Here is a 12,169-nt window from a genome sequence, read left to right as displayed (position 1 = left end):
CCCCATGCGTTGCCTGCTCGCCGCCCTCACCCTGCTGGTCGCCACCGGCGCCGCCGCTGATTCCATGAGGTGCGGCAACGCCCTGGTCAGCCGGGGCGATCGCGCCTTCGAAGTGCTGCAGAAATGCGGCGAACCCGCTCATCGCGATCTGGTGGGCTACGAACTGGGCCGCAACGAACGCCGCGAGGCGGTGATCGAAGAATGGGTGTACGGCCCGAAGAACGGCGCCAACTACATCCTCACCTTCGAAGCCAATCGCCTCTCTCGCATCGAGTTCCAGCGCCAATGAACCTGCGCCCCCTGCTGTTGCTGCTCCTGCTCGCCACCGGCACCAACCAGGCCGCGTCGCTGCGCTGCGGCAGCGCCCTGGTCTCCACCGGCTCCACCACCCACGAGGTCCGCGGCAAGTGCGGCGACCCGCTGAGCGTCACGCCGCTGGGCGAACGCCAGGTCACCGACGGCTACGGCTATCGCCAGGTGGAATTCGTCGAGGAATGGGCCTACGGCCCCTGGAACGGCATGCTGTACTTCCTCACCTTCCGCGGCGGTCGCCTGGACCAGGTGGACAGCAAGAGAGCCAACTGAGGCGACTTGCCTTGAACGATTCGCGTGGACGAGGCGGCGCCGTCGTCTACCCTACAGTCCGTAGCGTGGAAAACCGCGCAGCCTTTTCCACTGAAGCGTCGTAGTCACGTAGGTTGGGTTGAGACGGCTCCATCGTCGAAGCCCAACGAGGCTGTTCAATCCTGGGCGCCGTTGGGCTTCGCTACGCTCAGCGCCAACCTACGGCGTCTGGCACGGTTCTCGTAGGTTGGGTTGAGCGCAGCGAAGCCCAACACCACCCAAGGCCCAGCCCCGCTGTTGGGCTTCGCTACGCTCAGCGCCAACCTACGGCGTCTGGCACGGTTCTCGTAGGTTGGGTTGAGCGCCAGCGAAGCCCAACACCACCCAAGGCCCAACTCCGCCGTTGGGCTTCGCCACGCTCAGCGCCAACCGACGGTAAGAGCTCCGAGCCACGGAAACCAGGCCGCGCCAGCCCTCACGCCTCCCGCAGATGAATCCCCAACCCCGTCCGCCCCGGCGCCAGCTCGGGCTTAAGGGTCAGCGCCGGAATCTCGTAGTCCCCGCCGTTCTGCCGGCGGAACGCCAGGGGCTCATCCGTGGCCAGTCCGTCCAGCCGTGCCCCATAGGCCTGGCACAGCCGCTCGAAGGCGGCCGCTTCGACCTTGCTCGTGCGATAGACCGGAAACGGCGGCAGCACACTGAAACCGGGATAGAAGAGGATGCCGTGCTGGATGGGAAAGAGGATGTCATCCAGGCCGCCGTTGATCCCACGCGCGCTGTAGTGCGATTCCCAGCCGCCACAGGTCACCACCAGCATGGCGCGCTTGCCGGCCAGGGTGCCTTCGCCGTAGCGATCGCCCCAGTGGCTATCGCTGTGCTCGCCCACCCCATAGGCGAAGCCGCAGGCATAGACCCGCTCCACCCAACCCTTGAGGATGGCCGGTAGGGAAAACCACCACAGCGGAAATTGCAGGATCACGGCGTCGGCCCATAGCAGCTTGGCCTGCTCGCCGGCGATGTCTGCCGGTTGTCCACCACTGGCATAGGCGCGCTGGGAATCGACGACCGCATCGAAGGGCTCGCCGGGTGCCAGGTGCGGGGCGTCCGCGGCATCCAGGGCAGCCTTCCAACCCATGGCATAGAGATCGGAGACCTGGACCTCGTGCCCGGCCGCCTGCAGATGGGCCACGGCGAAGTCGCGCAGCGCGCCATTGAGGGAGCGGGGTTCGGGATGGGCGTAGACCAGCAGGACCTTCATGGGGATCACCTCGTGAGGAAGAGGTGCCCAGACTAGAAGCGCTCGCGCTATGCTGAAAATGAATTACCGAAACAGCAGCCATTGCCATGCACAATAGCCTAAGACGTCTCGACCTCAATCTGTTGGTCACCCTCGACGCCCTGCTCGCCGAACTCAACGTCACCCGCGCCGCACGCCGACTCAACCTGGCGCAGCCCACCGTCAGCCTGCAACTCGGCCGTCTACGCCAGTTGCTCGACGATCCCCTGCTACTGCCTGGACCGCGGGGCATGCGCCCCACGGCACGTGCCGAGGCCCTGCGCGAACCGCTGCGCCAGGCCCTGGCCGCGCTGGAAGACGCCCTGGCACCGGCCGCGCCCTTCGAACCGGCCCGCGCCGAGCGCACCTGGCGCATCGCCGCCAGCGACCACAGTGCGACCACCCTGCTCACCCCGCTGCTGGCTGACCTGCGTCAGCAGGCGCCCGGTATCCGTCTGGCGCTGCTGGACAAGAAGCCCGCCTTGCTCGCCGAACAGCTGGAGGGGGATCACCTGGACCTGGCGCTGGACGTGGCCGATACCGCCGCAGCGGGTCTGCGCCAGCGCCTGCTGTTCACCGAACACTATCTGCTGGCGGGCCGGCGCGGCCATCCGGCCCTGCAGCAACCCGTGTCCCTGGACACCTTCTGCCAACTGGATCAGGCGCTGGTCTCGCCGAGCGGTGGCGGCTTCGCCAGCGTCACCGACCGCTTGCTGGGGGAGCAGGGCCGCGCGCGGCGGGTGGTGCTGTCGGTGCCCCACTTCGCCACCCTGGCCAGTGTCCTGCTGGTCAGCGATCTGGTGGCCCTGCTGCCCGCCCAGATCGCCCTGAATCATCCCGGCCTGCAGGTCCAGCCGTCACCCCTGGCCATCCCGGGCTTCGACATGCTGCTGCTCTGGCCCGAACGCCTGCACCGCGATCCCGCCCATGCCTGGCTGCGCGAACGGATCGTCGCCAGCCTCGTGAGCCGAATGCCGGCCTGACCAATCAACTCTTTGCATGGAGGGCATACAGCGAGTTGGCTGTTGCTCCCCCGCCCTGGCCCGGTACTCTTGGTCACCTCAGACGAACACGGCACGGCTGCCCGCAGTCGCATGCTTCGTCACCGTCCCTTCCGGAGCCCGCCATGGCCAAGCTACGCCTCTTCACCTCGCCGTCCGCCTTTCCCAACCCGCAACGGCTGCGGCTGTTCATCCATGAAAAGGGCATCGCCGAGCAATTCGAGGAGGTCATCCTGAAGATGGCGCCCGAAGGCGAGCAACGCCAGTGGCAGCACCTCAAGCGCAATCCCTGGGGTGAGACCCCGACCCTGGAACTGGCCGAAGGCGGCTACCTGGCCGAGAGCGCGGCCATCGCCCGCTACCTGGACAACAGCCATCCCGGGCGCAAGGTGCTGGGCGAGACGCCACTTGAGCAGGGCCAGGACGCCATGTGGGATGACCGCATCTTCGTCCATGTGCTCTATCGCATCGTGACCATGTTCCATGTGCAGCACGAAGGCCTCGGCCACAAGCTGGAGCTGACCCATAATCCGCAATGGGGCGAGCATTGCCGCAAGGAAGCGCTGATGCACGCGGCGCTGGTGGATCGGCACCTGGCCGACGGCCGCGAGTGGCTGCTGGGCGGCGCGGCGCCAACCTTCGCCGACATCACCCTGTGCACCGCCATCGCCTTTTCCAAGTTCCCTACCAACCAGACGCCCCTGGACGAGCGCTTCGAGCACCTGGCGGCCTTCTGGGCGCGCTGGCAGCAGCGCGACAGCTTCCGCGCGGCCTATGCCGACGGCCACAGCGGCCTGGACGAACTGGCACCCCTGGCGCGCGGCTGATTCCGTTCAGACCGCGTTCCCCCTACGGGGCGAAACTCCGTAGCGTGGAAAACGGCGCAGCCTTTTCCACTGGACTGACCGCCACCCCCTCTCCCTCTTGGAGAGGGCCAGGTGAGGGTCGCACGCCCCCGTCTACTAGCCCAGCCGCTCGCGCAATACCGCCAGAGCCTCCTCCGCCCCCCCGACGACGATGCTGGCCGGCACCGCCAGCATCAGATTGAGCGGCAGGCCGAATTCCTCCAGCGTCCAGCCGTCACGGTCCAGCAGCCCCTTGCCCACCCACTCGGGATGGCGGGCGCGAATCCGCTCGGCCAGACTGCCCGCTTCCGGCACATGGCCGACCACCGGCTTGCCCAGGGCGACGGCGTAGCCCACTTCGAAACAGGTGCCGCTGTCAGGCTCGGCGCCGCGAAAGAAATCCAGGCTGGCCAGGACGCCATCCGCCTGCCTGATCAGCGCCAGGTTCGCCCGATAGATCCAGGCGGCCTGCGCCCCGGGCTCGGTCAGCTCCGGGGGAATGGCATTGTCCAGCGGAAACAGCCCCGTGCAGCCATGACGAGTGCACAGCGCCTTGAGCGCCTCGCCCTGGGCGACGGCGTCGGGACGAAAGACCTCGGGGCCGGCAAGATAGATACGGGGTGGCATGGCAGGACCTCGCGAAAAGGGCCAGTGTAGAGGGTGAGTACCACCTCGTCTGCCTGACAAGGTTTCGTGATCGCCATGCCACTCATGCTGCCGGCATGACCGTTGGCGCAATAACCAATCCGCCCGACCCCGGCTGTATACGTTTTGAAAGCCAGACCTTTTAAGATCGGCGTACCTTGAGAGCCTGACTCCCCCGCTGTCCGGAATCGGCTCGCCTCCTGGGCATGCTCGCTTCGGTGTCGCCTGATGTCTGGCCGTTTCCTGCTGACCGCTCACCTCAATCGACTGATCAATGCCTTGCTGGTGGTGACCTCGCTCGCCACCGCCTGCGGCATGGCCCTGCTCGTGCAGCAAGCCCATGAGAATTCGACGAGCATGCGCCTGACCCGGGATCAGTTGCCGGTCTACGAAGAGGCGCTGCGGCTGGTGGAAGCCATCTCCGCCGAGCGTGGCCCGACCAATGCTCTGCTCGGCGGTCGCGATGGCGATCCCCGCCTGCTGACGCGGGCCCGATCCCTGAGCGATGAGCGCTTCGCCCAGCTACAGGCATTGTTGCAGGACTGCCAGCAATGCAGCATGACCGCCGAGCAGGCGGAAAAAGGCTATCAAACGCTCCTGCAGGCCCGCGCCCGGGTCGACCAGCGCCTCCGGGCGACGCCGGACGATCCCGCGCGCCAGGATATCGCCACCGTGGTCCAGGGCATGTTCCGCGCCCTCGACAGCAACTTCATCACCGCCGATCTCACCCTGCACGACCTCATCCAGCGCAGCCCGGCCGTGGCCATCTACCTGGTCAATGCCAAGCTGGCCGCGCGCCTGCGCGACACTGCCGGACGCCTGGGCTCGCTGCTGACCCCAGCGCTGCAGGCGGAGCGTCTGCCCACGGGTGCGGAGCACGTTCAGCTGCTACAGACCCAGGGCCGCATCAACCAGCTGATGGACCTCCTGCGCAGCAATCTCAATCTGGCACCCGGCCGCCCCGAGCGCGATCGTTTCATGCAGGTGCAGGAGCGCTACCTGGGTGAAGGCCTGGACTGGTACCACCAGACCCTCGCCGCTCTGACGACCGGCACGGCGCCCAGTGCGGCCAGCTTCGCCCAGGGCTATGTCCCGACCATGGTCAGCATCCTGGAGTTGCGCGACGAGGCCCTGAGCCTGGCCCGCGAGGAAGCGGACACCCTGGCGCGCGAAGCCCAAGTGCGGCTGTGGCTGACCATCGCCGCGGCGGTGGGCATCCTGCTGGCGCTGGGCACCGGCCTGCTGTTGCTCAAGCAGCGCCTGCTGACGCCGCTGCTGGCCCATACCCAGCGGCTGCTCAGCCTCAGCCGGCGCGCCCGACCGCTCGGGACAGTGGCCGAAGACGACCCGCGCAGCCTGTTCGCCGCCTTCGCCCAGCTGGAGGACGAACTGCTGCAGGCCGACCGGCTGCGTGAGGAGCGCGACGCCCTGATCGCCGAACTGGGCATTCGCGCGGAGACCGACTACCTCACCGGTCTGGCCAATCGACGCGCCTTCGAACGCGAGTTGGCACAGGGGGTTACCAGCACTGCCGGGCAGCTGGCGGCGATCGCCTTCGATATCGATCACTTCAAGCGCATCAACGACACCTACGGTCATGCCGCCGGCGATCTGCTGCTGCAGCAACTGGCGCAGCGTTGCCGCGAGCTGCTACGCCCCGGCGATCACATCGCCCGGATCGGTGGCGAGGAGTTCGCCGTGCTCGCCGACGTGGCCCAGCCGGCCGACGCCCTGGCGCTGGCCGAGCGCTTGCGCTGCGGCATCGCCGAGAGGCCCTTCGCCGTCGGCCCGACCGAGGCGCTGCCGGTCACCGCCAGCTTCGGCGTGGCGGTCACGCCGCGCTTGGCGGAAGGCGTCCCGGTTCGCCTGCTGGCGCAAGCCGATGCTGCCCTCTACCGGGCCAAGCATCGCGGGCGCAATTGCAGCGAGCTCGCCGAACTCGGCTAGACCGGCGCCGCCAGCGCCCGCGGTAGCGCCTCGTCGAGCAGCCGGCAGGCGGCCTCGCCCACGCGCCGCACGCCCTCCTCGATCCCCGGACGCTGGGCCTGGGCATAGTTCAGGCGCAGACAGTTACGGTACTTGCCCGAGGCGGAAAAGATGCTGCCGCAGGCGATCTGCACGCTCTGGGCGAGCAACTCGCGATTGAGTCGATGGCTGTCGCAGGCCGCGGGCAACTCCACCCACAGCAGAAAACTGCCCTGGGGCTGGCTGACCCGGGTTCCGGCGGGAAAGTAGCGCTGCACCCAGGCGCTCATGAGGTCGCGATTGCGCTGGTACTGGGCGCGCATGCGCCGGACGTGCACGGTGTAGTGGCCGGCGGCGATGAATTCGGCGATGGCCAGTTGCGGCTGGGGCGCGGTGCAGCCGGTGCCTATGTACTTGAGGTGCAGGATGCGCTCGGCATAGCGCCCGGGCGCCACCCAACCGACCCTCAGGCCCGGTGCCAGGGTCTTGGAAAAGGAGCTGCAGAGTATCACCCGGTCGTCTTCGTCGAAGGCCTTGAGCGCCCGGCCCCGGGGATAGCTGTAGAGCAGGTCGCCATAGACGTCGTCCTCGATCACCGCCAGGTCGTGCTTGCGCGCCAGGGCCACCAGCTGGCGCTTGTTGGCCTCGGGCATGCAATAGCCCAGGGGATTGTTGCAGCTGGGGGTGAGCTGGATGGCGCGCACCGGCCATTGCTCCAGGGCCAGTTCCAGCGCCGGCAGGCTGATACCGGTACGCGGATCGGTGGGAATTTCCAGCGCCTTGAGCCCCTGGCCCTTGAGGGTCTGCATCACCCCGTGGAAGGTCGGCGAGTCCACCGCGACGATGTCACCCTCCTGGCAGGTGGCGCGCAGGGCGATGGCCAGCGCCTCGTGGGCGCCGCTGGTGATGACGATGTCATCGGCGGTGAGCACGCAGCCGGCGTCCAGTTGCAGCCGCGCCACCTGTTCGCGCAGCGCCACGACGCCCTGGATGCTGTCGTAGGACAGTCCGGCATTGCCCGGCCGCCGCGCCAGTCGCGCCATGCCGGCGAGCAAGGGGGCCAGGGTCGGCGCCTCGGTGTCCGGCAGGCCGCGGCCGAGTTGCACCCGCACCGAATCCGGGGTGGAGGTCATCAACTCCCGCACCGGTTCCCAACCGGACACCTCCACCGGCCAGCGCGCCGGCCGGGTCACCCGCGGCAATTCGATGGCGCGTCTTTCCAGGCGGACGAAATAGCCGGACTTGGGCCGGGGCTCCACCAGGCCACGGTCTTCCAGCAGCCGATAGGCCTGCTGCACCGTGGCCAGACTGACCCCGTGTTCCTGGGCCAGGGCGCGCACCGACGGCAGGCGTTCGCCCGGTCGATAGAGGCCCTGTTCGATACGGCGGCCGAGGGCATCGGCCAACAGCTGATAGCGATTCATGCCCGGACTATAGCGGCGCGGACAGGCATCGCGCGCCATACAGATGGCCATGCCGTGCACCATACAGCTGAGCGCTGTAAGGCAGCTGTATGGCGGACAACCCATCGGCCTGGGTCTGCCCCTGAAGCGGCTGGCGGCGGAGCATGGAGACAACCCAGGAGAGACGCCATGCCCAGAGACCCCAGCCTTCACGACCAGACGCGCGCCAGCGGTTGCTGGCTGCTGTTCCAGCGCCAGCTGACCACCCGCCGCAGCCTGCCGGACCTTACCGACCGGGAACTGGCCGATATCGGCCTGGACCGCCATACCGCCCTGCGTGAGGCCCGGCGCCCCTGGTGGCGACTGCTGCTGGAGGCCTGGCGTCAGTCCGGCATTCGCGACAGTCGCGCGGCCCAGTCCGCCACCGGCGCCGGCAGCTCCGGATGCCAGAGTCTGCGCCAGACCACTGCCAGCTGTTCGCGTCCTCCTCGCTCGCGCGGCCACAGTGAGGGTTCGGCGACCAGTCGCCAACCGCTTGCCTCCCGCTGAGCCAGGACGAAACGGAAACTGTGGTAGCCGGTGGCGCCCAGGCGCAGATCGGTCACCACCAGGTCGTTGCCCAGGCGGTCGTAGCGCAGCCAGTCATCGGTAAACCAGCGCAGCCGCTGCTCGGCCGGCGAATCGGCCAGGATCGGCGCCAGTTCGCCACCGCGCGGTAGCGGGATCAAGGCGGGTGGGCGATCGTCGAACAGCCCCACCCAGGTCTCCCGGTAGCGCTCGGGTCCGTCATCCACCATTACCCGCCAGAGCAGGCTGGTGAACGGCAGCGGCGCGCTGAACAGGCGGGCATCTGCCTGCCCCTGGGCCGCCAGCACCTGGCGTACCTCGCGCTCGGCGGCGTACTTGGCCACCAGGGTCCAGCCCAGATAGACGGTGGACAGTGCCAGCGCCGCCACGGCCAGCCGCGGCCGGCGTCCGCGCGGGCCGACCAGCAGCCCGGCCAGCACCGCCACCAGCAGCGGCAGGGTATAGAGCGGATCGATGATGAAGACGCTGGACCAGGCCACCGGGGTCGTCGGCAGCGGCCAGAACAATTGGGTGCCATAGGTGGTGAAGGCATCCAGCAAGGGATGGGTGACCAGCACCAGCCAGAGCGTCAGGAACAGGCGCCCCCGGCTGTAGCCGGGATCGCGCCAGCGACCGCAGATCCCGGTCAGCAACAGGGCCAGTCCGGTCAGCACGAACAGCGAATGGCTGAAGCCGCGGTGATAGGTCATTTCCTTGACCGCATCGCCGTAATCGATGATCACATCGAGATCCGGCAGGGTGGCCAGGGCGGCGCCATAGAGGATGGCGCGCCGCCCCTGCCAGCGACCTAGCAGGGCGGTCTGGACGGTGGCGCCGAGCACGGCCTGGGTCAGCGAATCCACCGGTCAGAGCGCCTGGGCGAAATCGAGCATCAGCCGCGCCAGGGCCTGGGGCGTCTGCAGCGGCATCAGGTGACCGGCGCCGGGAATGACCTCCAGGCGGCTGTTGGGAAAGGCCGCCAGGGTAGTGCGACGCTGCTCGTCCGGACCCGGCACCTGCTGGTCGTCGGCGCCGCAGACCAGCAGCACCGGATAGTCCAGGGTGTCGATCCGCTCGCTCCAGTCCTCGCGACTGCCGTGATCGACCCAGGCGCGCCAGGCCTGCAGATTCAACCGTTGGGCATCGGCGATCACCACTTCGCGGATGGCATCGGGCAGGCGGTGGGCACTAGATTCGTCGACGAAGGCCTCGGCCTCCGCCCGGCTCTTGCCATAGGCGCGCTGGGCATCGCGATCCGCCTCGCTCATGGGCTGCGGTCCGGGCGGCGAAGGCGCCACCAGGATCAGCCCGACCAGGTATTCCGGTCGCCGCGCCGCCAGCACCACGGCCACCTTGCCGGTCATCGAATGGCCGACCAGGATGCAACGATCCAGGCCCAGGGCGCGGATGCTGGCATCCACCTGATCGGCCATCTCGGCCACGCTGTAGCCCTCGACCGCGGCGGCATCGCCGAAGCCCGGCGTATTGAGCGCCACGCAGCGGTGTTCGCCGTCCAGGTAGGGGGCGGTGGGAAACCAGGTGCGGTGCGAGCCACCGAGAAAGTGCATGAGCACGAAGGTGGGCGAACCGCTGCCCTGCTGGCTGTGGGGGAGCATGGGAAGTCCTCGGTGCGGGGCTGAAGGCACTCCTCAGATGGAGAGGTAGGCATCGCGCTAAGTTCCGCTTCGCTGAAGAGCTGGCAACCCGGGCCGCGCCGACCGGTCTCACCCAGAACCGTCCCCTTGCCAGGAGTCCACCATGGCCGATCTGTCGCGTTTTCCCATCACCCACCGCTGGCCGGCCCGGCATCCCGAGCGCCTGCAACTCTATTCGCTGCCCACGCCCAACGGCGTCAAGGTCGCCATCCTCCTGGAAGAACTCGGCCTGCCCTACGAGGTGCATCGCATCGACTTCGGCCAGGACGACCAGCACACCGCGGAATTCCTCTCCCTGAGCCCCAACAACAAGATCCCCGCCCTCCTCGACCCCGACGGCCCCGGTGGCGAACCCCTGGGGCTGTTCGAATCCGGCGCCATCCTGCTTTATCTCGCGGAAAAGACCGGGCGCCTGCTGCCCGAGGACCCGGCGCGGCGCTACCAGGCCATCCAGTGGCTGATGTTCCAGATGGGCGGCATCGGCCCCATGTTCGGCCAGCTCGGTTTCTTCACCACCTTCGCCGGCAAGGACATCGAGGACCCGCGTCCCCGCGAGCGGTATGTCGCCGAAGCCCGGCGCCTGCTCGGCGTGCTGGAGGGCCAGCTCAAGGGCCGCGACTGGATCCTGGGCGCGGACTACAGCCTCGTCGACATCGCCACCTTCCCCTGGATCCGCGCCCTGCTGGAGGTCTACCAGGCGGCCGACCTGGTCGGCTTCCAGGACTTCCCCGAGGTCCGTCGCGCCCTCGACGCCTTCCTCGCCCGCCCGGCGGTGCAACGCGGCCTGCAGATCCCGGCAGCGCCCTGATGCCGGGCGACGTCGAGCTGGGGCTGCAAATCGGCCCGGCGTTCACGCGCTCGGTCCTAGCGCAACTGACTGTCCTTGCTCGCCCGCCGGTTGTAGCCGCCGGCGCGCTGGTCTTCGGCATCCTGCTCGGATTGGCAGCGGATGCACAGGCGCACGCCCGGCACCACCTGGCGGCGGGCTTCGGGGATGGCGTCGCCGCATTCCTCGCAATGGGTGAGGCTCGCGCCCCGATGCAGACGGCTGCGGGCGCGCTGCACCGCATCGTCCACCGTGCTGTCGATCTGTTCCTGAACCGCGCCGTCTCCGGCCCAACCATTGGCCATGACTGATCTCCCAGTGCGTTGCCCTGATAGCCATTGGAAGCGCCGCGCGCGCAGTTGTTCGCTGCCGAGCCGCATCCGCTCGTCGTGGCGGCGCCTGTTGCCGCTGCTGATGCTGGGCTTGGCGCTGACGGGCTGTGCCAGCCGCGACCTGCTGCGCCAGGTCACGACCGGGCTGTGCGTGCCCAATGCCCGGCTCACCGGTTTGGCGGCGCCCTGTCGCCAGGTGGTGGAGGATCCCGGCTTTGCCGTGCTGCGCGCGCCCGGTGAGCGACAGCATTTCATCCTGGTACCGCTGCGGCCCCTGCGCGGGCTGGAAAGCCCGGCGCTGTGGCAGCCCGGCCAACCCAACTGGTTCGCTCTGGCCTGGCGCCAGCGCTGGTACCTGAGCGCCTGGGGTCGGGCGCCGGTGGCGGACGATCGGATCGCCCTGGCCCTCAATGCCCCCAGCGGGCGCAGCCAGGATCAGCTGCATGTGCACCTGGCCTGTCTGCGGCCCGAAGTGCGCGCGCAGCTCTGGCGGCTGGCACCCGCTCTGGACGAACACTGGCGCGCGCTGCCAAAGGCGCTGGCGGGCAGTCGCTATCAGGCGCGGCGGCTGAGCGAGGCCCAGTTGCTAGCCGCGGATTTCTTCCAAGCCCTGGCCAGCCAGCCGCCCTATCCGCTGCCGGATCCACGGTTGTCACTGGCGGTGGTGGCCTTGCCGAGCCGGGACGCCAGCCGCCAGTTCCTGCTGCTGGCCGGCCGCGCGGGCAGCCAGCCGGGCGACCAGGGTTCGGCGGAACGGTTGCTGGCGGCGGACTGCCAGGGAACGACCGCGGCCCCGGCGACTCAATAGCGCCAGCGCGCCAGGAGGCCCCATGCCGCAGGAATTCCAAGACCTCTTCGACTTCATCGATCAGCTGCTCGCCTGGTCCGACTTCTATCTCAAGTCCGGCCTGTTGCTCTGCGGGGTGGGCATGGTGGCCGGCGCGATCGCCTGGAAACGCTGGTGGGGCAAGGCACTGGCCTTCGGCTGCGCCGGCCTGGGCGCGCTCGCGGCCCTGAGTCTGGATCTGCTCCATCGGCTCTGAACCGCCGCTGCAAGATCCTGAACGGCTTTGCCGCTTTTACCGCCTAC

At 68.5% G+C, this 12,169-nt stretch carries 14 protein-coding genes and 1 pseudogene; 9 read left to right on the top strand and 6 right to left on the bottom strand.

Going from position 1 to position 12,169, the window contains the following annotated elements; all coding sequences use genetic code 11:
• Positions 1–4 precede the first annotated feature (4 nt).
• Positions 5–289 (top strand): DUF2845 domain-containing protein, encoded by a 285-nt coding sequence (locus tag CFE50_RS02725; RefSeq protein ID WP_017642680.1) that lies wholly within the window; start codon positions 5–7, stop codon positions 287–289.
• Positions 286–585, top strand: a complete 300-nt coding sequence (locus CFE50_RS02720; protein WP_286730788.1) for a DUF2845 domain-containing protein — start codon at positions 286–288, stop codon at positions 583–585. Before CFE50_RS02725 ends, CFE50_RS02720 begins: the two co-directional genes overlap by 4 nt.
• 454 nt (positions 586–1,039) lie before the next feature.
• Here CFE50_RS02720 and CFE50_RS02715 read toward each other — a convergent pair whose 3' ends face one another.
• Positions 1,040–1,822 carry an NAD(P)H-dependent oxidoreductase gene (locus CFE50_RS02715; protein ID WP_286730787.1) on the bottom strand — a complete coding sequence of 261 codons (783 nt, stop codon included), beginning with the start codon at positions 1,820–1,822 and terminating at the stop codon, positions 1,040–1,042.
• Positions 1,823–1,908: 86 nt separating this feature from the next.
• Between CFE50_RS02715 and CFE50_RS02710 the strand changes: the two genes are divergently transcribed.
• Together CFE50_RS02710 and CFE50_RS02705 are read left to right on the top strand one after the other, a co-directional pair.
• The gene (locus CFE50_RS02710; protein ID WP_241808152.1) at positions 1,909–2,823 is read left to right on the top strand and encodes a LysR family transcriptional regulator; all 915 of its coding nucleotides are present in this window, start codon (positions 1,909–1,911) and stop codon (positions 2,821–2,823) included.
• A gap of 143 nt (positions 2,824–2,966) precedes the next feature.
• Entirely contained in the window at positions 2,967–3,668 is a 702-nt protein-coding gene (locus CFE50_RS02705) for a glutathione S-transferase family protein (protein WP_241808153.1), read from the top strand.
• A gap of 135 nt (positions 3,669–3,803) precedes the next feature.
• Here CFE50_RS02705 and CFE50_RS02700 read toward each other — a convergent pair whose 3' ends face one another.
• Positions 3,804–4,313 carry a nucleoside 2-deoxyribosyltransferase gene (locus CFE50_RS02700; RefSeq protein ID WP_286730785.1) on the bottom strand — a complete coding sequence of 170 codons (510 nt, stop codon included), beginning with the start codon at positions 4,311–4,313 and terminating at the stop codon, positions 3,804–3,806.
• A 246-nt stretch (positions 4,314–4,559) separates the two neighbouring features.
• Between CFE50_RS02700 and CFE50_RS02695 the strand changes: the two genes are divergently transcribed.
• Positions 4,560–6,278: a GGDEF domain-containing protein gene (locus CFE50_RS02695; protein WP_241808154.1), complete on the top strand. Its 1,719-nt coding sequence runs from the start codon at positions 4,560–4,562 to the stop codon at positions 6,276–6,278.
• On the opposite strand, the gene CFE50_RS02690 is transcribed toward CFE50_RS02695, so the two are convergent.
• Complete coding sequence (locus tag CFE50_RS02690; protein WP_286730987.1) at positions 6,275–7,720, bottom strand: aminotransferase-like domain-containing protein; 1,446 nt, start codon at positions 7,718–7,720, stop codon at positions 6,275–6,277. The two genes, CFE50_RS02695 and CFE50_RS02690, sit on opposite strands and share 4 nt — an antisense overlap.
• 168 nt (positions 7,721–7,888) lie before the next feature.
• On the opposite strand from CFE50_RS02690, the pseudogene CFE50_RS22640 reads away from it, so the two are divergent.
• Positions 7,889–7,996: pseudogene (locus CFE50_RS22640) on the top strand (hypothetical protein); the annotation flags it as partial.
• Positions 7,997–8,082: 86 nt separating this feature from the next.
• On the opposite strand, the gene CFE50_RS02685 reads toward CFE50_RS22640, so the two are convergent.
• Together CFE50_RS02685 and CFE50_RS02680 are read right to left on the bottom strand one after the other, a co-directional pair.
• A complete protein-coding gene (locus CFE50_RS02685; protein WP_286730783.1) occupies positions 8,083–9,129 on the bottom strand; it encodes a metal-dependent hydrolase in 1,047 nt (348 codons plus the stop codon).
• Positions 9,130–9,132: 3 nt separating this feature from the next.
• The gene (locus CFE50_RS02680) at positions 9,133–9,882 is read right to left on the bottom strand and encodes an alpha/beta fold hydrolase (RefSeq protein WP_286730781.1); all 750 of its coding nucleotides are present in this window, start codon (positions 9,880–9,882) and stop codon (positions 9,133–9,135) included.
• A 142-nt stretch (positions 9,883–10,024) separates the two neighbouring features.
• Here CFE50_RS02680 and CFE50_RS02675 point away from each other — a divergent pair, with 142 nt between their 5' ends.
• The gene (locus CFE50_RS02675; protein ID WP_286730779.1) at positions 10,025–10,729 is read left to right on the top strand and encodes a glutathione S-transferase N-terminal domain-containing protein; all 705 of its coding nucleotides are present in this window, start codon (positions 10,025–10,027) and stop codon (positions 10,727–10,729) included.
• Positions 10,730–10,785: 56 nt separating this feature from the next.
• Here CFE50_RS02675 and CFE50_RS02670 read toward each other — a convergent pair whose 3' ends face one another.
• Positions 10,786–11,052 (bottom strand): DksA/TraR family C4-type zinc finger protein, encoded by a 267-nt coding sequence (locus CFE50_RS02670; protein ID WP_027599993.1) that lies wholly within the window; start codon positions 11,050–11,052, stop codon positions 10,786–10,788.
• Here CFE50_RS02670 and CFE50_RS02665 point away from each other — a divergent pair.
• On the top strand, positions 11,051–11,887 hold the full coding sequence (locus CFE50_RS02665; RefSeq protein WP_286730776.1) for a CDP-diacylglycerol diphosphatase: 837 nt from the start codon (positions 11,051–11,053) through the stop codon (positions 11,885–11,887). The genes CFE50_RS02670 and CFE50_RS02665 overlap by 2 nt on opposite strands.
• Before the next feature lie 22 nt (positions 11,888–11,909).
• Positions 11,910–12,122, top strand: coding sequence for a hypothetical protein (locus CFE50_RS02660; protein WP_007161022.1), 213 nt, complete (start codon positions 11,910–11,912; stop codon positions 12,120–12,122).
• The last annotated feature ends 47 nt before the right edge of the window (positions 12,123–12,169 follow it).

The sequence above is a fragment of the Pseudomonas sp. PGPPP4 genome (assembly GCF_002256045.1).
In the GTDB taxonomy this organism is placed as follows: Bacteria; Pseudomonadota; Gammaproteobacteria; order Pseudomonadales; family Pseudomonadaceae; genus Chryseomonas; species Chryseomonas oryzihabitans.
This window is presented reverse-complemented; position numbering and strand designations above follow the sequence as displayed.

What these genes read in the sequence shown, in the direction of transcription:
- CFE50_RS02725 (WP_017642680.1), top strand. Translation starts at nt 5, where the DNA reads ATGCGTTGCCTGCTCGCCGCCCTCACCCTGCTGGTCGCCACCGGCGCC.
- CFE50_RS02720 (WP_286730788.1), top strand. Translation starts at nt 286, where the DNA reads ATGAACCTGCGCCCCCTGCTGTTGCTGCTCCTGCTCGCCACCGGCACC.
- CFE50_RS02715 (WP_286730787.1), bottom strand. Translation starts at nt 1,822, where the DNA reads ATGAAGGTCCTGCTGGTCTACGCCCATCCCGAACCCCGCTCCCTCAAT.
- CFE50_RS02710 (WP_241808152.1), top strand. Translation starts at nt 1,909, where the DNA reads ATGCACAATAGCCTAAGACGTCTCGACCTCAATCTGTTGGTCACCCTC.
- CFE50_RS02705 (WP_241808153.1), top strand. Translation starts at nt 2,967, where the DNA reads ATGGCCAAGCTACGCCTCTTCACCTCGCCGTCCGCCTTTCCCAACCCG.
- CFE50_RS02700 (WP_286730785.1), bottom strand. Translation starts at nt 4,313, where the DNA reads ATGCCACCCCGTATCTATCTTGCCGGCCCCGAGGTCTTTCGTCCCGAC.
- CFE50_RS02695 (WP_241808154.1), top strand. Translation starts at nt 4,560, where the DNA reads ATGTCTGGCCGTTTCCTGCTGACCGCTCACCTCAATCGACTGATCAAT.
- CFE50_RS02690 (WP_286730987.1), bottom strand. Translation starts at nt 7,720, where the DNA reads ATGAATCGCTATCAGCTGTTGGCCGATGCCCTCGGCCGCCGTATCGAA.
- CFE50_RS02680 (WP_286730781.1), bottom strand. Translation starts at nt 9,882, where the DNA reads ATGCTCCCCCACAGCCAGCAGGGCAGCGGTTCGCCCACCTTCGTGCTC.
- CFE50_RS02675 (WP_286730779.1), top strand. Translation starts at nt 10,025, where the DNA reads ATGGCCGATCTGTCGCGTTTTCCCATCACCCACCGCTGGCCGGCCCGG.
- CFE50_RS02665 (WP_286730776.1), top strand. Translation starts at nt 11,051, where the DNA reads ATGACTGATCTCCCAGTGCGTTGCCCTGATAGCCATTGGAAGCGCCGC.
- CFE50_RS02670 (WP_027599993.1), bottom strand. Translation starts at nt 11,052, where the DNA reads ATGGCCAATGGTTGGGCCGGAGACGGCGCGGTTCAGGAACAGATCGAC.
- CFE50_RS02660 (WP_007161022.1), top strand. Translation starts at nt 11,910, where the DNA reads ATGCCGCAGGAATTCCAAGACCTCTTCGACTTCATCGATCAGCTGCTC.